General features: G+C 70.0%; 21 protein-coding genes. 6 read left to right on the top strand and 15 right to left on the bottom strand.

The features are described 5' to 3' along the window. Positions 1-93: 93 nt before the first annotated feature. From nth to B5Y19_RS19580, 4 genes are all read left to right on the top strand, one after another. Entirely contained in the window at positions 94-741 is a 648-nt protein-coding gene (gene nth / locus B5Y19_RS19595) for an endonuclease III (protein WP_244555657.1), read from the top strand. A gap of 128 nt (positions 742-869) precedes the next feature. Beyond that, a complete protein-coding gene (gene xylF, locus B5Y19_RS19590) occupies positions 870-1916 on the top strand; it encodes a D-xylose ABC transporter substrate-binding protein (RefSeq protein WP_055728342.1) in 1047 nt (348 codons plus the stop codon). Positions 1917-2009: 93 nt separating this feature from the next. Beyond that, positions 2010-3338 carry a sugar ABC transporter permease gene (locus B5Y19_RS19585; protein ID WP_411914164.1) on the top strand — a complete coding sequence of 443 codons (1329 nt, stop codon included), beginning with the start codon at positions 2010-2012 and terminating at the stop codon, positions 3336-3338. Positions 3339-3348: 10 nt separating this feature from the next. Further along, entirely contained in the window at positions 3349-4167 is an 819-nt protein-coding gene (locus tag B5Y19_RS19580; RefSeq protein ID WP_055728341.1) for an ATP-binding cassette domain-containing protein, read from the top strand. Positions 4168-4205: 38 nt separating this feature from the next. On the opposite strand, the gene B5Y19_RS19575 is transcribed toward B5Y19_RS19580, so the two are convergent. The 11 genes from B5Y19_RS19575 to B5Y19_RS19525 form a co-directional block, all read right to left on the bottom strand. Beyond that, positions 4206-4568 carry an SPW repeat protein gene (locus B5Y19_RS19575; RefSeq protein ID WP_055728410.1) on the bottom strand — a complete coding sequence of 121 codons (363 nt, stop codon included), beginning with the start codon at positions 4566-4568 and terminating at the stop codon, positions 4206-4208. A gap of 146 nt (positions 4569-4714) precedes the next feature. Continuing rightward, positions 4715-5659: a 2-hydroxyacid dehydrogenase gene (locus B5Y19_RS19570; protein WP_055728340.1), complete on the bottom strand. Its 945-nt coding sequence runs from the start codon at positions 5657-5659 to the stop codon at positions 4715-4717. Next, entirely contained in the window at positions 5656-6981 is a 1326-nt protein-coding gene (gene deoA, locus B5Y19_RS19565) for a thymidine phosphorylase (protein ID WP_055728339.1), read from the bottom strand. The genes B5Y19_RS19570 and deoA overlap by 4 nt, the downstream gene beginning before the upstream one ends. Continuing rightward, positions 6982-7743 (bottom strand): deoxyribose-phosphate aldolase, encoded by a 762-nt coding sequence (gene deoC / locus B5Y19_RS19560; RefSeq protein WP_079591965.1) that lies wholly within the window; start codon positions 7741-7743, stop codon positions 6982-6984. A 3-nt stretch (positions 7744-7746) separates the two neighbouring features. Next, positions 7747-8556 (bottom strand): purine-nucleoside phosphorylase, encoded by an 810-nt coding sequence (locus B5Y19_RS19555; RefSeq protein ID WP_079591964.1) that lies wholly within the window; start codon positions 8554-8556, stop codon positions 7747-7749. Positions 8557-8596: 40 nt separating this feature from the next. Beyond that, positions 8597-9007, bottom strand: coding sequence for a cytidine deaminase (locus B5Y19_RS19550; RefSeq protein WP_055728337.1), 411 nt, complete (start codon positions 9005-9007; stop codon positions 8597-8599). 11 nt (positions 9008-9018) lie between these two features. Then, positions 9019-9993, bottom strand: coding sequence for an ABC transporter permease (locus tag B5Y19_RS19545; protein WP_055728336.1), 975 nt, complete (start codon positions 9991-9993; stop codon positions 9019-9021). After that, positions 9993-11096, bottom strand: a complete 1104-nt coding sequence (locus tag B5Y19_RS19540) for an ABC transporter permease (RefSeq protein ID WP_055728335.1) — start codon at positions 11094-11096, stop codon at positions 9993-9995. The genes B5Y19_RS19545 and B5Y19_RS19540 overlap by 1 nt, the downstream gene beginning before the upstream one ends. Beyond that, positions 11093-12628 carry an ABC transporter ATP-binding protein gene (locus B5Y19_RS19535; RefSeq protein ID WP_055728334.1) on the bottom strand — a complete coding sequence of 512 codons (1536 nt, stop codon included), beginning with the start codon at positions 12626-12628 and terminating at the stop codon, positions 11093-11095. Before B5Y19_RS19535 ends, B5Y19_RS19540 begins: the two co-directional genes overlap by 4 nt. Further along, positions 12625-13362: an MBL fold metallo-hydrolase gene (locus tag B5Y19_RS19530; protein WP_055728333.1), complete on the bottom strand. Its 738-nt coding sequence runs from the start codon at positions 13360-13362 to the stop codon at positions 12625-12627. Before B5Y19_RS19530 ends, B5Y19_RS19535 begins: the two co-directional genes overlap by 4 nt. 16 nt (positions 13363-13378) lie before the next feature. Next, complete coding sequence (locus B5Y19_RS19525) at positions 13379-14380, bottom strand: BMP family lipoprotein (protein ID WP_055728332.1); 1002 nt, start codon at positions 14378-14380, stop codon at positions 13379-13381. 164 nt (positions 14381-14544) lie between these two features. On the opposite strand from B5Y19_RS19525, the gene B5Y19_RS19520 reads away from it, so the two are divergent. Then, positions 14545-15327 carry a HesA/MoeB/ThiF family protein gene (locus B5Y19_RS19520; RefSeq protein WP_055728331.1) on the top strand — a complete coding sequence of 261 codons (783 nt, stop codon included), beginning with the start codon at positions 14545-14547 and terminating at the stop codon, positions 15325-15327. A 188-nt stretch (positions 15328-15515) separates the two neighbouring features. Here B5Y19_RS19520 and gshB read toward each other — a convergent pair whose 3' ends face one another. From gshB to rsmI, 3 genes are all read right to left on the bottom strand, one after another. After that, the gene (gshB, locus tag B5Y19_RS19515) at positions 15516-16454 is read right to left on the bottom strand and encodes a glutathione synthase (protein ID WP_055728330.1); all 939 of its coding nucleotides are present in this window, start codon (positions 16452-16454) and stop codon (positions 15516-15518) included. Positions 16455-16536: 82 nt separating this feature from the next. Continuing rightward, complete coding sequence (locus B5Y19_RS19510) at positions 16537-16932, bottom strand: YraN family protein (protein ID WP_055728329.1); 396 nt, start codon at positions 16930-16932, stop codon at positions 16537-16539. After that, positions 16929-17837, bottom strand: coding sequence for a 16S rRNA (cytidine(1402)-2'-O)-methyltransferase (rsmI, locus tag B5Y19_RS19505; protein ID WP_055728408.1), 909 nt, complete (start codon positions 17835-17837; stop codon positions 16929-16931). Before rsmI ends, B5Y19_RS19510 begins: the two co-directional genes overlap by 4 nt. A gap of 189 nt (positions 17838-18026) precedes the next feature. Here rsmI and B5Y19_RS19500 point away from each other — a divergent pair, with 189 nt between their 5' ends. Continuing rightward, positions 18027-19232 (top strand): penicillin-binding protein activator, encoded by a 1206-nt coding sequence (locus B5Y19_RS19500; protein WP_342060163.1) that lies wholly within the window; start codon positions 18027-18029, stop codon positions 19230-19232. Between the two features lie 101 nt (positions 19233-19333). Here B5Y19_RS19500 and B5Y19_RS19495 read toward each other — a convergent pair whose 3' ends face one another. Then, positions 19334-21487, bottom strand: a complete 2154-nt coding sequence (locus tag B5Y19_RS19495) for a protein-disulfide reductase DsbD family protein (RefSeq protein WP_055728328.1) — start codon at positions 21485-21487, stop codon at positions 19334-19336. Between the last annotated feature and the right edge of the window lie 134 nt (positions 21488-21621).

Below are 21621 nucleotides of genomic sequence, written 5' to 3'. Positions count from 1 at the left end.
GGCTCTTGCCGGGGTCCATCCGCAGATTATAACGCCGTCATGGACCAGCAGAACAGGCCTGCCCGCACCCGCGCCCCCAGCAAGCGCATCACGATGGCGCGTGCCCGCAAGCCGGCCGAGATCCGCGAGATCTTCGAGCGCTTCCGCACCGCCAACCCCGAGCCCAAGGGCGAGCTGGAATCGGTGAACGCCTTCACGCTCCTGGTCGCGGTCGTGCTCTCGGCGCAGGCGACCGACGCCGGCGTCAACAAGGCGACGCGCAAGCTCTTCGCCCTCGCCGACACGCCGGAGAAGATGCTGGCGCTGGGCGAGGAGACAGTGCGCGAGCACATCAAGACGATCGGGCTCTACCGCAACAAGGCCAAGAACGTCATCGCGCTCAGCGAGAAGCTGATCGCCGCGTTCGGCGGCGAGGTGCCGACGACGCGCGAGGCGCTGGAAAGCCTGCCGGGCGTCGGCCGCAAGACCGCGAATGTCGTGCTCAACATCGCCTTCGGCGAGATCACCCATGCGGTCGACACCCATGTCTTCCGCGTCTCCAACCGGCTGCGGATCGCGCCCGGCAAGAACGTGCTGCAGGTCGAGCTCGGCCTGGAGAAGGCGATCCCCGACGAGTTCGGCCGCCATGCGCATCACTGGCTGATCCTGCACGGGCGCTACACCTGCAAGGCGCTCAGGCCCGAATGCGGCCGCTGCATCCAGAGCGACCTCTGCGACTCCCCGGACAAGCGCACCACCTGAACCTCCCGCCTTGGCCCTTGGTCTGCTTGACAGCTTCCGGCCGCTGGGATGAGCTTCCGGTGCCGGACGCCTTCGAGGCTCGGAGAAGCCTGAGAGTCTGCGGCGGGGAAGCTCAGGAGGTCAGTGTGATGAAGCATTTCGTCCTTGCGGCGAGCATCGCCGTTGCCGCCTTTTCCATCCATGCGGGCGCCTTCGCCCAGTCGAAGGGCCCGGTCATCGGGGTCAGTTGGTCGAATTTCCAGGAAGAGCGCTGGAAGACCGACGAGGCCGCGATCAAGGCGGCGATCGAGAAGGCCGGCGGCACCTATCTTTCCGCCGATGCGCAGTCGTCGCCGGCCAAGCAGCTCACCGATGTCGAAAGCCTGATCGCGCGCGGCGCCAAGGCGCTCATCGTACTCGCGCAGGATGCGCAGGCGATCCGCCCCGCCGTCGAGAAGGCGGTGAACGAAGGCATCGCCGTCGTCGGCTATGATCGCCTGATCGAGATCCCGCAGGCCTTCTACCTGACCTTCGACAATGTCGAGGTCGGCCGCATGATGGCGCGCGAGATCCAGAAGGCGAAGCCGGAGGGCAACTACGTCTTCATCAAGGGCTCGAGCGCCGATCCCAACGCCAACTTCCTCTATCAGGGCTCGATCGAGGTGCTCAAAGCCGCGATCGACGCCGGCAAGATCAAGAATGTCGGCGAAGCCTTCACCGATGGCTGGCTGCCGGCCAATGCCCAGCGCAACATGGAGCAGATCCTGACGCGCAACCAGAACAAGGTCGATGCCGTGGTCGCCGCCAATGACGGCACGGCAGGCGGCGCCATCGCGGCGATGGAAGCGCAGGGCCTGGCCGGCTCGGTCCCGGTCTCCGGGCAGGATGCCGACCGGGCGGCGCTCAACCGCGTCGCTTTGGGCACCCAGACCGTGACGATCTGGAAGGACGCCCGCGAACTCGGCCGCAACGCCGCCGAGATCGCGATCAAGCTCGCCGGCGGCGCCAAGCTCTCCGAGATCGCCGGCTCCGCCGCATGGGACCAGGGCCCGGGCAAGCAGAAGATGACCGCGCTCTTCCTCAAGCCGGTGCCGGTGACGAAGGACAATCTCAACGTCGTCATCGAGGCCGGCTGGGCGCCGAAATCGGCGGTCTGCCAGGGCGTCGCCGCCGGCAAGGTCAAGGCCTGTGACTAAGGCAGGTTGCGAAAAAACGGGAACCCGTTTTCCGCCAGAAGCCTGCTCCAGATCCTTGGTGAGAGACGGATCCAGATCTCGGATGGGGTCGCCGTGCGATCCGATCTGAGATCATCCGGCTCCGAAGCCGCCCCTGCGCCGACCGGCCCGGTACAGGATGCGCGCAGCCTCGCCGACCGTCTGCGCGAGATCGAGTTCGATCCGCGCATGATCGGCATGGTCGCGGCGCTCGCCGTGATCTGGCTCGGCTTCGACTGGCTGTCGGAAGGCGCCTTCCTGACGCCGCGCAACCTGTGGAACCTGCTGGTCCAGACCGCTTCGGTCGCGATCATGGCCTGCGGCATGGTGCTGGTCATCGTCACTCGCAACATCGACCTGTCGGTCGGCTCGATGCTCGGCTTCGTCGGCATGGTCGTCGGGCTGGTGCAGGTCCGGCTGCTGCCCGGGATCTGGGGCTTCGAGCATCCGTTGACCTGGCTCGTCAGCCTGCTCGTGGCGATGGGGCTCGGCGGGTTCGTGGGCCTTCTGCAAGGCGCGCTGATCGCCTATCTCGCCATCCCCTCCTTCATCGTCACGCTCGGCGGACTCCTGGTCTGGCGCGGTGCCGCCTGGTGGGTGACGCAGGGCCAGACCATCGCGCCGATGGATTCGCGCTTCCGCCCGCTCGGCGGCGGCGTCGACGGCGCGATCGGCACCAGCGCCTCCTGGGCCATCGGTATCGCGCTCTGCGCGGTGATCTGCGCCGGAGCCGTGCTGATCCGCCGGCGGCGCAAGCGCTTCGGCTTCGGGCTGCGCCCGCTCTGGGCCGAGATCGCGATCGCCGGGCTCGCCTGCGCCGCCGTGCTGGCGATGGTGATGGTGGCGAATGCCTATACGCTGCCGGCCAGCATCGCGCGGCGCCTCATCGAGGCGAAGGGCGGCACCTGGCCGGAAGGCGGCATCGCCATCGGCCACGGACTCGCCGTGCCGGTGCTGATGGCGTTGGCCGTCGGCGCCGCCATCACCTTCATCGCCAACAGGCTGCGCTTCGGCCGCTACGTCTTCGCCATCGGCGGCAATCCGGAGGCGGCGCAGCTGTCGGGCGTGAACACGCGCAAGGTGCTGATGCTGGTGTTCGGGCTGATGGGCGTCCTCGTCGGCATTTCCGCCTGCATTTCCACGGCGCGGCTCAACGCGGCGACCAACTCCGCCGGCACGCTCGACGAGCTCTATGTCATCGCCGCCGCCGTCATCGGCGGCACCTCGCTCGCCGGCGGCGTGGGCACCATCGCGGGCGCCATGCTCGGCGCGCTGGTGATGCAGTCGCTGCAATCCGGCATGGTGCTGATCGGCGTCGACGCGCCGCTGCAGAATATCGTCGTCGGCATCGTCCTCGTCGTCGCGGTCTGGCTCGACGGAGTCTACCGCAAGCGGCTGAGCTGAGGAGGGTTCCATGAGCGCCGCGGAACCGGCTGATCTCTCCGCGACCCATCCCGGCCAGGGCACGCCGCTGATCGAGATGCGCGACATCTCGATCGCCTTCGGCGGCATCAAGGCGGTGGACGGGGCGGACATCGACCTGATGCCGGGCGAGGTCGTCGGCCTGCTCGGGCATAACGGCGCCGGCAAGTCGACGCTGGTCAAGATCCTCTCCGGCGCCTACCGCGCCGATGCCGGCACGATCCGGGTCAATGGCGAGGATGTCGCGATCGCGAGCCCGCGCGACGCCAAGCGCCACGGCATCGAGACGATCTACCAGACGCTGGCGCTCGCCGACAATGTCGACGCCGCCGCCAACATCTTCCTCGGCCGCGAGCTCCTGACCGGCTGGGGCACGCTCGACGATGCGACGATGGAGGCCGAGACCCGCAAGGTCATGGGCCGGCTCAACCCGCATTTCCGCCGCTTCAAGGAACCGGTGAAGGCGCTCTCCGGCGGGCAGCGCCAATCGGTCGCGATCGCCCGCGCGATCTATTTCAATGCGCGGGTGCTGATCATGGACGAGCCGACGGCTGCGCTCGGCCCAGCCGAGACCAAGCAGGTGGCGGAGCTGATCCTGCAGCTGAAGAAGCAGGGCATCGGCATCTTCCTGATCAGCCACGACCTGCACGACGTCTTCGACCTCGCCGACCGCGTGACCGTGATGAAGAACGGCAAGGTCGTCGGCACGGCGCGCACCGTCGACGTCGCCCAGGACGAGGTGCTGGGCATGATCATTTCGGGGAAGTGCCCGCCCATGGCGGTAGCCGGCCCCGGCGCGCTACGCAGCTGACGCCGGGACCGGCATTGCCCGGGACGGCGATCGGCCCGTCAGGCCGTCGCGTGCGGCTCGTGCCGATAGTCCCACACCGCCCAGGCCGACACCGCCGCGGTCAGCAGACCGAGGACGACATGGCTCCAGAAAGCGGCGAAGTTACTGGTGAAGCCGAGCATCCAGGGCGCTGCCACCAGCCACAGTCCGAGCGCGAGATTGAGCCATTCCTCCCATTCGGCGAAGGCCGAAAGCGCGGCGACCGCGACCAGCGCGAGCACCACACCGACGATCCATGCATTGCGCGTCGGCATGAAGTCGCCGACAAAGCCCATGAACCATGGCGAGAAGAACAACAGCCCGGCAAGGATCAGATTACACCAGTCCTGTGGTCGCCTGGCGTTCGTATTCGCGGTCAACATGATCACCTCCATCGGTGACGATCATCCAACCACTACGCCTCGCGCACGAGGCGCTGGTGCCATTATTCTACGCCGAACCGGGAATATTTCAAGAACAGGCCAAGAATCCGGCTCGCGCCGCCCCCCTGCGGCGCCTGGGAACCGGCTCAGTAACCCCGCGCCGGGTCGACCACGTTCTGCAGAGGCTCGCCGGCCTCAAGCCGCCTGACCTGCGCCGCGATCAGCCCAGCGATCGCCTCGGGCTCCGACATCGCCGCATTATGCGGGGTGACGGTCACGGCCGGGTGGAGCCAAAGCGGCGAGTCCGAGGGCAGCGGTTCGGTCTCGAAGACGTCGAGTGTCGCGCCCTTCAGCGTGCCGGCATCGAGCGCGGCCAGGATGTCGGCCTCGACCTGCAGGCCGCCGCGCCCGGCATTGATCAGGAACGGCCCGCCCAGGCGCCCGTCCCGTGCCAGGCCGGAGAGCAGCTCGGAATTGATGAGGCCGCGCGTTTCCGGCGTCAGCGGCAGGAGGCTGACGAGAATATCCGTGCGGGCGAGGAAAGCCTTCATGCCGTCCTCGCCGGAGAAGCTCGGCAGCCCGTCGAGCGCCTTGGGCGAGCGGCTCCAGCCGGCGACATCGAAACCCATGACCCGCAGCTTGCGGGCGGCGTCCTGGCCGAGCTCGCCCAGCCCCATGATGCCAACGCGGATCGCGCCGGCGGCCGGCTGGCTGCGGTCGTCCTCCCAGAGCGCCTGCGCCTGCTGCCGGTCGTAGCGGTGCTGCTGGCGCAGATACATCAGGCAGTGCAGCACGACATATTCGCTCATCCGCGCCGTGAGGTCGGGATCGACGACGCGCGCGATCGGCGCGGCCGGCAGCTTGTCGTCGGCGAAGAGGAAGTCGACGCCGGCGCCGAGCGAGAAGATCGCGGCGAGGTTGGGCAGGCCGGTCAGGCTGCCGGCCGGATGCTTCCAGCTCGCGACGTAGTGGACGGCGCGGCGATCGAACGGCTCGCCAAGGACGACGATCGGCATCTCCGGCAGCAGCGCCTGGAAGCGCGCCCGCCAATCCTCGACATGCCAGCTCGTCATGGCCAGAAGCAGACTCATGCCGAAAACCTCTCCTTGATCCGTTCCGCGACGAGAGCGCCGCGCGGCGCAGCCTCTCCGATCCGATAGGCCTTGCGCAAGCGCGCACTCGCCGCAGCCCAGGCCGCCTCGTCGCGGGCATGGACGATGCCGAGCGGGCGGTCGGAGCCGATACGGTCGCCGAGCCCCGCCAGCTCGACGATGCCCACGGCATGGTCGATCGGGTCCTGCGGACGGACGCGGCCGCCGCCGAGCGCGACGACGGCGAGCCCGACCGCGCGGGTGTCGATCTCGGCAACCGCCCCGGCCGCCTCGGCGAAGACCGGCTTCACGATCGGCGCGGCGGCGAGATGACGTTCAGGCTTCTCGAGCAGATCGGCCGGCCCTCCGAGCGCCGTGACCATACGGGCGAAACGCTCGGCGGCGGCGCCGGAGGCGAAGGCCTCCTCGATCCTGGCGCGCGCCGCATCCAGATCGGGAGCGAGCCTGCCCAGCACCAGCATCTCGGCGCCCAGCGCGACCGTGACCTCGTGGAAGCGCGGCTCGCGCCTGCGCCCGGTGAGATGGTCGAGCGCATAGGCGACCTCGAGCGCGTTGCCGGCAGCGGAAGCAAGCGGCTCGCCCATATGCGTCAGCAGGGCGGTGGTCGGCAGGCCGGCGCCATTGGCGACCTCGACCAGGGCCTGCGCCAGGGCCTGCGCCTTGGCATAATCCGGCAGGAAGGCGCCGGAGCCGAACTTCACATCCATGGCCAGGCCGTGGAGGCCGGCAGCCAGCTTCTTCGACAGGATGGAGGAGACCAGCAGCGGGATCGTCTCCACCGTCGCGGTGACGTCCCGGATCGCATAGAGCCGCTTGTCCGCCGGAGCGAGATCGGCAGTCTGGCCGATGATGGCGCAGCCCACCTCGCGAACGACCTCCCGGAACAACCCGACACCCGGTTGCGTCACATAGCCCGGCACGGCGTCGAGCTTGTCGAGCGTTCCGCCGGTATGGCCGAGACCGCGACCGGAGATCATCGGCACATAACCGCCGCAGGCCGCGACCGCAGCCGCCAGCGGAAGGCTGACCGTATCGCCGACGCCGCCCGTCGAATGCTTGTCGAGCGCCGGCCCGGGCAGGTCGTCCCAGCGCAGCACGGTGCCCGAATCGCGCATGGCGAGGGTGAGGGCGACGCGCTCCCTGGCGTTCATGCCGTTGAAATAGACCGCCATGGCGAAAGCGGCGGCCTGCCCTTCGCTGACCGAGCCGTCGGTCAGCCCGGCGATGAGCTGGCGGATATCGTCATCGGGCAGTTCGGCACCGTCGCGCTTGGCGGCGATGATCTCCTGGGTCAGGCGCATTCAGTAGTTCCCCTGGGGTGCGGCGTCCGGCGCGGAACCGCCGATCGCGGCGACCAGCGCCGCATGCAGGCCGCTGGCGCCGAAGCGGAACGTGGCCGGCGTCGCCCAGTCGGAGCCCATGATCGCATCCGCCAGGTCGAGATAGCTCTTCGCATCGGCAAGCGTGCGGATGCCGCCGGATGGCTTGAGCCCGACCGGCCGCGCCGTCATGCCAATCACGCCGAGCATGACGCGCGCCGCCGGGATGCTGGCGGAGCGGGCGGTCTTGCCGGTCGAGGTCTTGATGAAGTCGGCGCCGGCGCCGATGGCGAGCTCGGATGCGGCCCGGACCTTGTCGAGGTCGGGATATTCCCCGGTCTCGAGGATCACCTTCAGCAACCTGTCGCCGCAGCGCATCTTGACGTTGCGGACCATGGCCGTCGCCGCCGTGGTCTGGCCGGCCAGGACGGCGCGCCAGGGCAGGACGAGGTCGATCTCGTCGGCGCCGGCTTCCAGCGCCTCCTCGGTCTCGCAGAGCACCGGCGCGATCGGGGTGCCGCCATCGGGGAAGTTGACGACGGTCGCGATGCGGACGGGCCCATCGCCGAGCTCGGCCCGCGCCGTCGCGACGAAGCGCGGCCAGAGGCAGACCGCCGCGACCGGAACCGGGCCGGAGACGGCGCGGCCACACAGCGCGCGCGCGCCCTCCGTAGTGGCGTCATCGGCGAGATCGGTGAGATCGAGCAAGGCCAGGGCGCGCCTGGCGATATCGGCGTCCGACATGGCTCAGTGCTCCGAGAGAAAGGCGCGCAGCAGGCGCCGCAACGCGCCGGCGGCCACGGCTGCGACATCGCGCGTCTCGGCGTGATGCGGCGCGCCGCCATGCAGGCCCGCGCCCATATTGGTGACGATCGACAGCCCGGCGACGCGGATGTCATGCCGCCGCGCCAGGATCACCTCCGGCACGGTCGACATGCCGACCAGATCGGCACCCAGCAGCTTCGCCATGCGGATCTCGGCCGGCGTCTCGAAACTCGGCCCGGAGAACCACATATAGACGCCCTCGCCGAGCGACACGGCGACCTTCTGTGCCGCGCGCTTCAGCCGGCCGCGCAGATGCGGGTCATAGGCATCGACCATCGGCACGAAACGGCCGTCGCCATGGTCGCCGACCAGCGGGTTGGGCCCGTTCAGGTTGATGTGATCGGTGATCAGGGCGAGGCTTCCGGGCCGCATCTCCGCCGAAAGCGAGCCTGCCGCATTGGTCAGGATCAGCGGCGGCGAGCCGAAGGCCGTCAGCACACCGAGCGGCACGCGCATCACCGCCGGATCGCCGCCCTCGTAGTAATGGGCGCGGCCCTGATAGATCAGCACCTTGCGGCCATGCAGCGTGCCGTAGCAGAGCTGGCGGGCATGGCCGGACACCTCGCCACGCGGGAAACCGGGCAGATCGGCATAGGGGATACGCAGGGCATCCTGCACATCCTCGGCGATGGCGCCGAGCCCGGTGCCAAGGACGAGCGCGCAATCGATCGTGTCGATGCCGCGCTCGGCCAATACGGATGCCGCCGCGTCGAAGGCCGGATCGGCCGCCATCGGATCCTCTCTCCCCGGCCGCCCCGCGGCCGCTCGCAAATCACCGCGGCAAATTGGCCGGTCCGAAGGATGCTGGCAACAGCTCCGCCAGGGTGAAGCGCGCGCGGATGCCGCCGGGCCCGGCGATCGCGACCGGGGTCTCGGGGGCGGCGAATTCGCGGATGCGCTGCCGGCAGCCGCCGCAGGGCGTGACCAGCTCCCCGCCCTCGCCGAAGACGAGAATGGCGCGGATCGCCTTCGCGCCGCCAGCGATCATCGCCGAGATCGCGCCGGCCTCGGCGCAGGCGCCGACCGGGTAGGCCGCGTTCTCGACATTGCAGCCGGCATAGACGGCGCCGTCATCGCCGAGCAGGGCCGCGCCGACCTTGAAACACGAATAGGGCGCGTAGGCTCGCGGCTGGACCGTCGCGGCGGCGGCGAAGAGGGCGTCGAAATCGGGCTGGTCCGCCATGGCGATCCTCGTCAGCGTTCCTTGACATAGGGCAGGCCGGACGCCCTGGGCGGCGTCGCCTTGCCGATGAAGCCGGCGAGCAGCACGACGGTCATGACATAGGGCAGGGCCTGGATCGCTTCCACCGGAACCAGCCCGATGCCGGGCAGGGTCACGCCCTGCAGGCGGATCGCGACCGCGTCGAGCAGGCCGAAGAGCAGGCAGGCGCCGAGCGCAGGCCAGGGCCGCCAATTGGCGAAGATCACGGCGGCGAGCGCGATGAAGCCGCGCCCGGCCGTCATATGCGGCAGGAAGCCGGCCGATTGCGCGGCGGCGAGATAGGTGCCGCCGAGCCCGCAGAGCAGCCCGCAGATCGCCACCGCTCCATAGCGCAGCCGCGCCACCGAGATGCCGGCGGTATCGACCGCCGCCGGATTCTCGCCGACGGCACGGATGCGCAGGCCGAAGCGCGTGCGCTTCAGGACGAAAGCCGTGAGCAGCACGCAGAGGAAGGCGAGATAGGCCGGCGCCGAGTGGCCCGAGATCACCTCGTCATAGAACAGGCCGAGGATGGGCACGTGCTCGCGCGCCCAGCGGGCGAAGGGCAGCGTCAGTTCGCCGAAGCGGGCGGCGCCTTCGAGCGAGGGCGTGCGCCCGCCCTGCCCGTACCAGGCATTGCCGAGGATCACGGTGAGCCCCGCCGCTAGCATGTTGATGGCGACGCCGGAGACGATCTGGTTGCCGCGCCAGGTGATGGCGGCGAAGCCGTGGACGAGCGCCAGCGCCAGCGCCGCGAGGACGCCGGCCCCGAGCCCGATCCAGGCCGAGCCGCTGGCGAAGGCCGCGACCGCCGAGGCGAAGGCGGCGATCAGCATCTTGCCCTCGAGGCCGATATCGACCACGCCGGCCCGCTCCGACCAGAGGCCGGCCATCGCCGCGCAGATAAGCGGCACCGACAGCCGGATCGTCGAATCGAGCACCACGGCGAGCGTCTGGAGCCAGTCCATCAGGCGCCGCTCCGGCCGCTGCGCAGCACGCCGGCGACAAGGCGGCGGAACAGACCGTCGAGCGCGCCGGCGAAGAGGATGAGCACCCCGCCGATCACCACCACCATGTCGCGGGTGATCGCCGGCTTGTCGAAGGAGAGCTCCGCCCCGCCCTGGTAGAGCACGCCGAAGAGCAGCGCCGCCAGGCCGACGCCGACCGGATGGCCGCGCCCCATCAGGGCGACCGCGATGCCGACGAAGCCGTAGCCGGCGGTGAAATCGAGGACCAGCCGGTGCTGCACGCCGAGCGCCTCGTTGACGGCCAGGCCGCCGGCAAGGGCGCCCGAGATCGCCATGGCGACCATCGTCACGGCCGCCGGGGAGATGCCGGCATAGGCGGCCGCGCGCGGATTGGCGCCGACGGTGCGGATGGCATAGCCCAGCCGCGTGCGCCAGATCAGCAGCCAGACGGCGAAGAGCGACAGAAGCGCCAGCAGCAAGGCGCTGTTCAGCGGGGTCGGGGGCAGCCTGAGCCCGAATGGGGCGAGGAGCTGATGCATCGGCGTCAACACGGCCTGGGCCGGGAAATCCGGCGTCTCGGGCTGCATCGAGCCCGGCTTGCCGATGACCTCGCGCAGCAGATAGACGATCAGCGTCGCGGCGACGAAGTTCAGCATGATCGTGGTGATCACGACATGGCTGCCGCGCTTCGCCTGCAGCCAGCCCGGGATGAAGGCCCAGAGCGCGCCGCCCGCCGCCGCTGCGAGGATCGCAAGCGGAACGGCGATGAAGCCCGGCGCCCAGGACAGGCCGAGACAGGCGAACGCCATCGCGATGCCGGCCGCCGTCGCCTGCCCCTCACCGCCGATGTTGAACAACCCGGCATGGAAGGCGACGGCCACGGCGAGGCCGGTGAAGATGAAGTTCGTCGCGTAGTAGAGGGTGAAGCCGATGCCCTCGGCGCTGCCGAGCGCGCCGCGCAACATCAGTGCCGTCGCCTCCAGCGGATTCTCGCCGATACCGATGACGACGAGGCCCGCGACGAGGAGGGCGGCCGCGACCGAGACCAGCGGCACCAGCGCGACATCGGCCCAGCGCGGCAGCTCGATAGGGGCTGCGCTCACGCCGCCTCCCCCGTGACGCCGGCCATCAGCAGGCCGAGATCGCGCTCGTCGGCGGCCTCCGCCGCGCGCTCGCCGGTGATCCGGCCCCCGCACATGGCGATGATCCGGTCGGAGAGCGCCATCACCTCCTCGAGCTCGACCGAGACGAGCAGGATGGCGACGCCGGCATCGCGCAGCGCCAGCAGCCGGCGATGGATGAACTCGATCGCGCCGATATCGACACCGCGCGTCGGCTGGCCGACGAGCAGCACTTTCGGGCGCCGCTCGATCTCTCGCGCGAGCACGATCTTCTGCTGGTTGCCGCCGGAGAATTTCGCGGTCTTCAGCGCGGGATCGGGCGGGCGCACGTCATAGGCCGCGAAGGCCTCGCGCGCATGGGCCTCGATCCGGGCCGGCTGGAGCAGCGGGCCGGCACCGAAGGCGGGGTCGTGCTGATAGCCCAGGATCGCGCTCTCGGCGGCCGAGAACGCGGCGACGAGGCCGCTGCGCTGCCGGTCCTCGGGGACGTGCATCAGGCCGCGTTCGCGCAGCCGCGCCGGATCGCGGTCGGCCGTCGCGAGGATCTGCCCGTCGAGCCGGATCACGCCGCGATCCGGCTGGATCAACCCGGCGAGCACCTCGAGCAGCTCGCTCTGGCCATTGCCGGCGACACCGGCGATGCCGACGATCTCGCCGGCATGGAGGGTCAGGCCGACGTCGCGCAGGGTCTCGGTGCCGCGCGCGTCCCGGCAGCACAGGCCGACGGCCTCCAGCACCGGCGTGCCGCGCTCGCGCGGCGGCTTCTCGACCCGCAGCAGCACGCGCCGGCCGACCATCGCCTCGGCCAGCTCCGGCGGCGAGGTCGCGGCCGTGCGGAGATGGGCGACCATCTCGCCGCGCCGCATCACCGAGACCGCGTCGGTGACGTCCATGATCTCGCGCAGCTTGTGGGTGATCAGGATCACCGTCTTGCCCTGGGTCCTGAGGGCGCGCAGCAAGGCGAAGAGCTGGTCGGCCTCGGCCGGCGTCAGCACCGCCGTCGGCTCGTCGAGGATCAGGATCCCGGCGCCGCGATAGAGCGCCTTGAGGATTTCGACGCGCTGCTGCAATCCGACCGAGAGATCGCCGACGGTCGCATCGGGGTCGATGGCGAGGCCGTATTGCTGCGAGAGCCGGGTGAGCTCGGCGCGGGCCCGCGCGAGCCCGCCCCCCAGACGCGCGCCACCCTCGGCGCCGAGAACCACGTTCTCGACCACGCTCAGCGTTTCGACCAGCATGAAATGCTGATGGACCATGCCGATGCCGGCCGCGATCGCATCGGCCGGGGAGCGGATGCGCCGCGCTTCGCCGGCGATCCGGATCTCGCCGGCATCGGCCTCGTAGAAGCCGTAGAGGATCGACATCAGCGTCGACTTGCCGGCGCCGTTCTCGCCGACGATGCCGTGGATCGAGCCGGCGGCGACCGAGAGCGAGACGTCCTTGTTGGCCGCCACCGCGCCGAAGCGCTTAGAGATGCCGCGGAGTTCGATGGCGGGCGCGCGCGGCTGCGTCATACCGTGACCAGCATGCCGTCATGGGCGCGCTCCTCCGGCAGAGCCCCGCCATGCGCCAGCATGCCCGGGCCCATATGGGTCAGGATGATGCGCGGCGTGTCGAGCTTCGCACGATGCCGGGCCAGGGTCTCGTAATCGAGATGGTTGGGGAGCTTGGCGTCGTAGCTGTAGCACTCGACCAGCAGGACATCCGCCCCGGCGGCGAGCGGGACCAGCGCCTCGGTCCAGGCCGTGTCGCCGGAGAAGGCGAAGACCTTGTCGCCGGCGCCGAGCCGATAGCCCTGGCACGGCCCGGCGCGCTCGTCATGCACCATCGGGAAAGCGGTGACCGCGATGCCGGAGAGCGTCACCGGCCGGCCGGGAGCGATCTCGACGAAGCGGATCGGGAAACGCCAGGCATTACCGGAGGAGCCGGGAAAGGCGGCCTCCAGCGCCTGCAGCGCCTGGCGCTCGATGCCGGCCGGGCCGGCGATCGTCAGTGCCTCGCGACGGCGGGAGACGAACTGCGCATCGAGCAGGAAGGCCGGCAGCCCGCCGAAATGATCGCCATGGAAATGGGTGAACAGCAGGGTCGAGAGACCGTTGCGAGCGATGCCGGCCCGATTGAGCGCAACCATGCTGGAGCCGCCGCAATCGAGCAGCATGGCCTCGCCGCCGGCCTCGACCCGGAGGCAGGTGTTGAAGCGCCCTCCGGAGCCGAAGGCGTCGCCGGAACCGAGGATGGTGACGTTCATCGCGGGCGCGGGGCCCTCACATCGTGCACTTCTGGTCCGACATGTAGTCGTGCACCTTGACGGTGCCGGCGATGATGTCGGCCTTGGCCTTGTCGGCGGCGGCCTTCATCTCCGGCGAGATCAGGCCCTTGTTGTTCTCGTCCAGCGCCCAGTCGATGCCCTCCTCCTTGAGGCCGAGCACGGAAAGGCCGGGCTTCCAGCCGCCGTCGCGCGCCGCCTTGAAGGAGTTATAGGCGGCGACGTCGACGCGCTTCAGCATTGAGGTCAGCACCTTGCCGGGATGCAGCGCGTTCTGGTTGGAATCGACGCCGATGCCGAGCTTGCCCGCGTCCGCCACCGCGCGGAGCACACCGATGCCGGTGCCGCCGGCGGCGTGATAGACGACGTCCGCGCCACGGTCGATCTGCGACTTGGCGAGCTCGCCGCCCTTGACCGGGTCGTTCCAGGCGGCCGGGGTCGAGCCGGTCATGTTCTGGAAGATCTCGGCATCGGCCTTGCCCGCCTTGACGCCCTGGACATAGCCGCAGGCGAATTTGCGAATGAGCGGGATATCCATGCCGCCGACGAAGCCGACCTTGCCGGTCTTCGAGGCCATCGCCGCGAGCAACCCGACGAGATAGGAGCCCTCATGCTCCTTGAACACGACCGACTGCACGTTCGGCAGCTCGACCACCATGTCGATGATGGTGAATTTGAGATCCGGGAACTCGGCCGCGACCTTCTTGAGCGCCGTCGCCTGGCTGAAGCCGACGGCGATGATCGGCGAATGACCGTCGCGGGCGAAACGGCGCAGCGCCTGCTCGATCTGGGCGTCGTTGGTCGGCTCGAAGTCGCGGAACTCGACCCCGGTCTCCTGCCTGAACTTCTCGGCGCCCATGAAGACGCCCTCGTTGAAGGATTTGTCGAACTTGCCGCCCTTGTCGTAGACCACCGCCGGCTTGATCGGCTGCTGCGCCAGCGCCGCCACAGCCGAAAGCGCCACCCCGGCCAGCGCGGCCGCAAAAGACCCCAGACGCATCGAACCGATCCCCTGTTAGCCGCCGGGCGCCGTTGTCCGGCCCTCGATCCGGACACGATGGCATGGCTTGAGCGCGCGGCCAAGCTGGCGAAAGGTCAGATGCGCAGGCCGCCGTGCGGCAGTCCCGATTGCCGAAAGACGGCAATCGGCCTTACCTTTCCGCCATGATGCTGAACGACGACGAGATCGAGCGCTATGCCCGCCACATCGTCCTGCCGGAGATTGGCGGACCGGGCCAGCAGCGGCTGAAGAATGCGCGCGTGCTGGTGGTCGGCGCCGGCGGCCTCGGCGCGCCGCTGATCCAGTATCTGGCAGCGGCCGGCGTCGGCAAGATCGGCATCGTCGACGACGACATCGTCTCGCTCTCCAACCTGCAGCGCCAGACGATCTTCACCACCGAGGATATCGGGGCGCACAAGGCGGTGGTCGCCGCCCGCTTCGTGCGCAACCTCAACCCGAACGTGGTGGTCGAAGAGCATGTCACCCGGCTCGACCCGCACAATGCCCGCGCGATGATCGCCTTCTACGACGTGGTGGCGGAGGGCTCGGACAATTTCGCCACACGCTATGCGGTTTCCGACGCCTGCTTCCATGAGCACAAGCCGGTGGTCATGGGCGCGCTCGGGCGCTTCGACGGCTCGCTGACGACGGTGCGCGCCCATGAGAACGGACCGGACGGGCGCCCCAACCCGACCTGGCGCTGCCTGTTCCCGGAGGCACCGCCGCCCGGCGCGATCCCGACCTGCGCCGAGGCCGGGGTGCTCGGCGCGCTGCCGGGCGTCATCGGCTCGCTGATGGCGCTGGAGGTCGTGCGGGCGATCACGGGTTTCGGCGAACCGCTCGTCGGCAAGCTCCTGCTGCTCGATGCGCTGACGATGCGCTTCGAGATGCTGCGCTATGGCTGGGACGAGACGAATTCGCTGAACGGCAGCGGCAAGGCGGCCTGACGCCGGTATTGCGAGCGATCGCCCCCTCGGAAGCTGCTGGACATTCGCAGCCCTCATCCTGAGGAGCCGCGAAAGCGGCGTCTCGAGGGATGCTCCAGCGGGTTCCAGAGCCTCCTGAACCATCCTTCGAGACGCCATTCCCAACGGAATGGCTCCTCAGGATGAGGGCTCAGGGAGCAACCCAGCGCTCAGCGCTTGCTTTCGATCACGTCGAAGAGCTGCGCCGCCAGGTCCGGGCCGCCGAGCTTCTTGATGGCGCGCACGCCGGTCGGCGCGGTGACGTTGATCTCGGTCAGCTTGCCGTGGATCACGTCGATGCCGACGAGCAGCAGGCCGCGCTCGCGCAGAGTCGGGCCGATCGCCTCGCAGATCGCCAGCTCCTGCTTCGACAGGTCGGTCGGGCGCGCTGCGCCGCCGCGGACCATGTTGGCACGCAGATCGCCGACCGCCGGCACGCGGTTGACCGCGCCGGCCGCCTTGCCGTCGATCAGGATGATGCGCTTGTCGCCCTCGCTGACCTCCTTGATGAAGCCCTGCACCACCCAGGGCTCGCGGAAGAGGTTGCTGAACAGGTCGAAGAGCGAGCCGAAATTCGGGTCGGTCCGGCTGGTCTTGAACACGGTCGCGCCGCCATGGCCGTAGAGCGGCTTCATGACGATCTCGCCATGCTCGTCGCGGAAGGCCTCGATCTCCGCCTTGTCGCGGGTGATCAGCGTCGGCGGCATCAGCTCGGGGAAATGGGTGACGAGGATCTTTTCCGGCGCGTTGCGCACCGAGGTCGGGTCGTTGACCACCAGCGTCTTCGGGTGGATGCGCTCCAGCATATGGGTGGTGGTGACATAAGCCATGTCGAAGGGCGGGTCCTGCCGCAACAGCACCACATCGAGCGTCGAGAGATCGATCTTCTCCTCGGCTCCCGCCGTGAAATGATCGCCCTCGACGTCGCGCACCGTGACCGGACGCATCGGCGCGGTGACCTTGCCGTCGCGCATCGAGAGCTTGTCGGGGGTGTAGGTGTAGAGCGTATGACCGCGCGCCTGCGCCTCCAGCATCAGGGCAAAGCCGGTATCCCCGGCGATCCGGATGCGCTCGATCGGGTCCATCTGGATGGCGATGGCGAGAGTCATGGCAGGCCTTCCTGTTGCGGCCGGTTCTTATCGGACCGCGAACGGGGTTCCGGCAAGAGGGTGGCCGCGGGATCGTGTTGCGTCACAGGAGGAGCGCGAAGGCGGCGGGCACATGGCGCGGCCGGCGCCAGGGCGCGAGGAAGACCGCATCGGCCCGCAGATAGTGGGTGGAGGCCCAGGGGTTGCGCGAGAGCCAGTGCCGCACCCGCCGCTCGACGAGGCGGCGCTTCTCCGGCGTGATCGCGAGCATCGCCGCATCGAGCTCGCCGCGCGCCTTGACCTCGACGAAGGCGACGGTGCGACCACGCTTCATCACGAGGTCGATCTCGCCGCCCTTGCCGCCATAGCGGCGTTCGAGCAGGCGATAGCCCTTCGCCGACAGCCAGAGGATGGCGAGCCATTCGGCGCGGCGCCCGGCCAGGCCGGAGCGCCGGGCCCGGCGGCTGCGCTTGTCCGGATCGGCCGCCGTTCCGCTCACGGATCGTCGCGGGTCAGTTCAAGGGCGCGGGCATAGACCTTGCGGCGCGGCTGGCCGGTCTCGGCCGCGACCTGGGCCACGGCCTCCTTCAGCGAGACATTGGCGAGCGCGGCCCGCAGCCGCTCGTCGATGACGTCTCCGGCGGGCAGCAGCTCGCCGGCGCCCGGCGGGCCGATGATGACGACGATCTCGCCCCGCGCCTCCTCCTGCGTGTCATAATGCGCCGCGAGCTCCGGCAGCGTGCCGCGCTGGACCGTCTCGTGATATTTGGTGAGCTCGCGCGCCACGGCGCCGGTGCGCGCGCCCAGGACGGCGGCGGCATCGGCCAGCATCTCGGCGACACGGCGCGGCGATTCGAAGAAGACCAGCGTGCCGGGAATGGCGGCAAGCTCCGTCAGCCGCGTGCGCCGCGCCGCCGATTTCGGCGGTAGGAAGCCCTCGAAGAAGAAGCGATCGGTCGGCAGGCCCGCGAGGACCAGCGCCGCCAGCACGGCTGATGGGCCGGGAATGCCGGTGACCGGCAGCCCCTCGGCCACCAGCTCGGCGACGAGCTTGTAGCCGGGATCGGAGACGAGCGGCGTGCCGGCATCCGAGATCAGGGCGAGCTTGCCGCCCTCGCGGAGCTTCGCCAGCACCTTGGGCCGCATCTGCGCGGCATTGTGCTCGTGATAGGGCAGGAGCGGCGTCGAGATGCCGTAATGTGCCAGCAGCGTCTTCGAGGTGCGGGTGTCCTCGGCCAGGATCGCATCGGCGGCGGCGAGCGTCGCCAGGGCCCGGAAGGAGATGTCGCGCAGATTGCCGATCGGCGTCGCGACAATGTGCAACCCCGGCGCCAGCGGCTCGGCCTCGGCCCTCAGGCCGAAGGCGGTGTAGCTGGAAGAGCGGGCGGCGGCATCATGCGACATGGCGCCAAGCTGCCACAGCCGCGGCAGTCGCGCCACGGCGCGAGCGTCTTCGACGAATGCAACCCATAGTTAACAACTTGAAAATAGGATTCCGCACTGGCACGAGTCCCCGCGAGGGGCAGAACGGTTCCATGGGGACCTATCGCCGGGCGGGCTTCGCGCCGGTCCGGTCACGACTGGAGATCGCCCGTGTTGCATCATCGGCATTTCGCCCCGATCCTGCGGTTCAAGGCACGGGCGCTTGCGGTCGCCCTGCCGCTCGCGCTGGCCGCCTGCGGCGGCGGCACTTCCGGCCTGCCCGGCTTCGATTCAGGAGCCCCCGCCTCCGACGCGGCCGCGCCCACGGGGCAGGTCATCGGCAACGGCAAGGTCAAGGTCGGCCTCGTCCTGCCGCTGACGGCGGAAGGCCAGGGCGCCGTCGTCGGCAATTCGCTCAAGAACGCCGCCGAGATGGCTCTGGCCGAGTTCCCCAATGCCGACCTGACCCTGCTGGTCAAGGACGATCGCGGCACGCCGGATGGCGCCCGTGCCGCCGCCCAGCAGGCGCTCGCCGAAGGGGCGGAGCTCATCATCGGCCCACTCTTCGCGCCCTCCGTCCAGGCGGCGGGGCAGGTGGCGCGCGGCGCCAACCGCCCGGTCATCGCCTTCTCCAGCGATTCCAGCGTCGCCGCGCCCGGCGTCTATCTGCTGTCCTTCCCGCCCGAGAACGACGTCAACCGCGTCATCGCCTATGCGTCGCAGCAGGGGCGCAAATCCTTCGCCGCACTCGTCCCCGACACCGCCTATGGCAAGGTCGTCGAGGCCGCCTTCCAGCAGGCCGTCGCCGCCCGAGGCGCGCGCGTGGTCGCGATCGAGCGCTTCGGCGCCGATCACAACGCGATGCGCAGCGCGGCCCAGCGCCTCGTGCCGTCGCTGCAGCAGGCGGATGCGCTGTTCGTGCCGGCGGCCGCGGACACGATGCCGGCGCTCGGCCAGGCCCTGCAGGAGGCCGGCTATAACCCATCGCGGGTGAAGCCGCTGGGCACCGGCGTCTGGAACGACGCCAGCATCGCGCGGGTGCCGGCGATCCAGGGCGGCTGGTTCGCCTCGCCCGACACCGCCGGCTTCAACGCCTTCGCCGGACGCTATCAGCAGCGCTTCAACGGCGCCCCGACGCGCACCGCGACGCTCGCCTACGATGCCGTTTCGCTCGCCGCCGCGCTGGCGCGCACGCAGGGTTCGCAGCGCTTCTCGGAATCGGTGCTGACCAACGCCTCCGGCTTCGCCGGCGCCGACGGCGTCTTCCGCTTCCGGCCGGACGGACAGGTGGAGCGCGGGCTGGCGATCCTCGAGCTGCGCAACGGCCAGATCGTCACGATCAACGCCGCGCCGCGCGACCTCGGCCCCCGCTCGTAAGGTAACAGCCCAAGACAGAGCGTCGCCCTCGTTCCGGGACATCGCGCAGCGGCGAGCCCCGGAGCGGCGGCGTTCCGTTCCTCAGCTAGGAGGCGCCGATGTCACGGCGCCGCCGTCTTCGCCTCCCGGCCCGCGGCGCGCTCGGCAGCCGCGATCACGGCGTCGGCCGTGAGGAGCTGCGGCAGCACCTCGGCCTGCGCGCCCGCGCGGCCCGGATAGACCAGGTAGAGCGGCACGCCGGCGCGGCCCTGCTCGCCGAGCGCCTGCGCGATGCGGGCATCGCGATTGGTCCAGTCGGCCTTGAGATAGACGATGCCGAGCCGAGCGAAGGCATCCTTCACCTCCTGCCGCGAGAGCGCGACGCGCTCATTGGCGAGGCAGGTGATGCACCAGGCGGCGGTGAAGTTGACGAAGACCGGCTTGCCCTGCGCCTGCAGCGCCGCGACGCGCTCGGGCGACCAGGCTTCCGTCTCGCCGGCGCGGGCCTCGGTCGTCGCGCCGGGAACCGCGTTCTGTACGGTGAACCAGCCGGCCCCGAGCGCGACCAGCGCCGCCAGCACGGCGCCGAAGACGCGGCGCGGCAGGGTGCCGCGCGTCACGCCGACGAGCCAGACGACGAAGCCCGCCGCCAGGACCGCGACCAGCGCCGCGAGAACCCCCTGAGGCCCGCTCTGGACCGAGGCGACCCAGATCAGCCAGATCGCGGTCGCGAACATCGGGAAGGCGAAAGCCTGCTTCAGCACGAGCATCCACCGGCCCGGCTTCGGCAGCAGGCGCAGCAGGCCGGGCGCGAAGGAGAGCGCCACCACCGGCAGCGCGAAGCCCAGCGCCAGGGCCGCGAAGACGGAGAGCGCCACCGCCGGCGGCTGCGTCACGGCATAGCCCATCGCCGCCCCCATGAAGGGTGCCGTGCAGGGCGTGGCGACGACCACCGCGAGCACGCCGGTCATGAAGGCGCCGAAGCGCCCGCCCCGGCGGGCGAGGCCGTCGCCGAAGCCGACGACGGAGCCGCCGATCTCGAAGGCGCCGATCAGGTTGAGCCCGATCAGCACCATTACCACCGCCAGCGCGATGACGAGCGGCGGCGACTGGAGCTGGAAGCCCCAGCCGACGCTGTTGCCGAGCGCGCCGAGCGCGATCACCGCTCCGGCCAGCACCATGAAGGTCAACAGCACGCCGCAGAGGAAGAGCAGCCCCTGCTCGCGCACCTCGCCGCGGCTGGCATGGGCGAGCTGGGCGAAGCCGAGCGCCTTGATGAACAGCACCGGCAGCACGCAGGGCATCAGGTTCAGGATCAGCCCGCCGGCGAAGGCGAAGGCAAGCGCGGCCCAGAGCGACAGGTCGGCGCCTTCGGGCGGCGTCGCGATCTTCACAACTGCGGGGCGTGCCGCCGACGCAGCCGGGGCGGCGGCCGCGACCAGGGCCGGGTCGGCATCGGCGGCCAGCGCGAAGGCGCGCGGCTCGCCATCCTCGCGGAAGGTCAGCACGCCGGAGACCTCCGGCTGCGGAAGCTTGAAGACGCCCGAACGGACCAGCGTCAGCACCGGCGCCGCACCGGCGGCGAGGGACTGCTCCGCGGCATGCTCGATCAGCGTGTCGGAGATGGGGAAGAAGCGCAGATCGCTCACGCCCGCGGGCAGGCCGGGCAGCTCGAGCGCGAGCTTCTCGCCGTCGCCGCGCAGCTTGCCGCGGAACGGAGCCGGCCCGGGCAGGGCGGCCAGTGCGGCATCGATCCGCTCCTGCGCCGACTGGTCGGGGACACCGGCGGCGGCGATCGGCAGCTCGAGCGAGAACGAGCCTTCCTCGGGGATGCAGATCTTCTCGCAGACGAGCCAGGTAGCGTCGGCCTTCAGCGCGAAGGTCGTGCCCGGCTTGGCATCGGCCGGCACGGTGATCTCGACCGGCAGCAGCACCGTGCCCTCGAAGCCGAAATTGACCAGCGGCTCGACCCGGATCGCCTGCGGGGCGGGCCAGCGGATGTCACCGGCGGCAGCGCCGGCGGGCAGGTCCCAGTTGATCCGGGTCGGTTCGCCGGAATCGCCGGGATTGAGCCAGTAGGTATGCCAATGCGGCGCGAGCTTCTGGACCAGCGCGACCTGGAAGCGCTCGCCCGGCGCGACCGTGTCGCGGCTCGAGAGCAGCGTCGCGGTCACGCGCGGCGAGGTCACTGCTTCGGATTCCGCGGCGAGGCCCAGGCTCGGCGCCAGAAGCCCCAGTGCCAGAACGGCCCTGCTCAGGAAACGCCTACCGTCCACTCGCCGCATGATCTCGTCGCCGCCTTCACAACATCCGGGGCCCATTGCACCCTGGGACCCCATGCCCCAATCCGGCCTCGCATACCAATGACAAGGCGGTGAGGCGGGTGCACGACACATTCTCGGCGATCCGC

Origin of the sequence: Allobosea thiooxidans, from assembly GCF_900168195.1 — a bacterium.
GTDB lineage: Bacteria > Pseudomonadota > Alphaproteobacteria > Rhizobiales > Beijerinckiaceae > Allobosea > Allobosea thiooxidans.
This window is presented reverse-complemented; position numbering and strand designations above follow the sequence as displayed.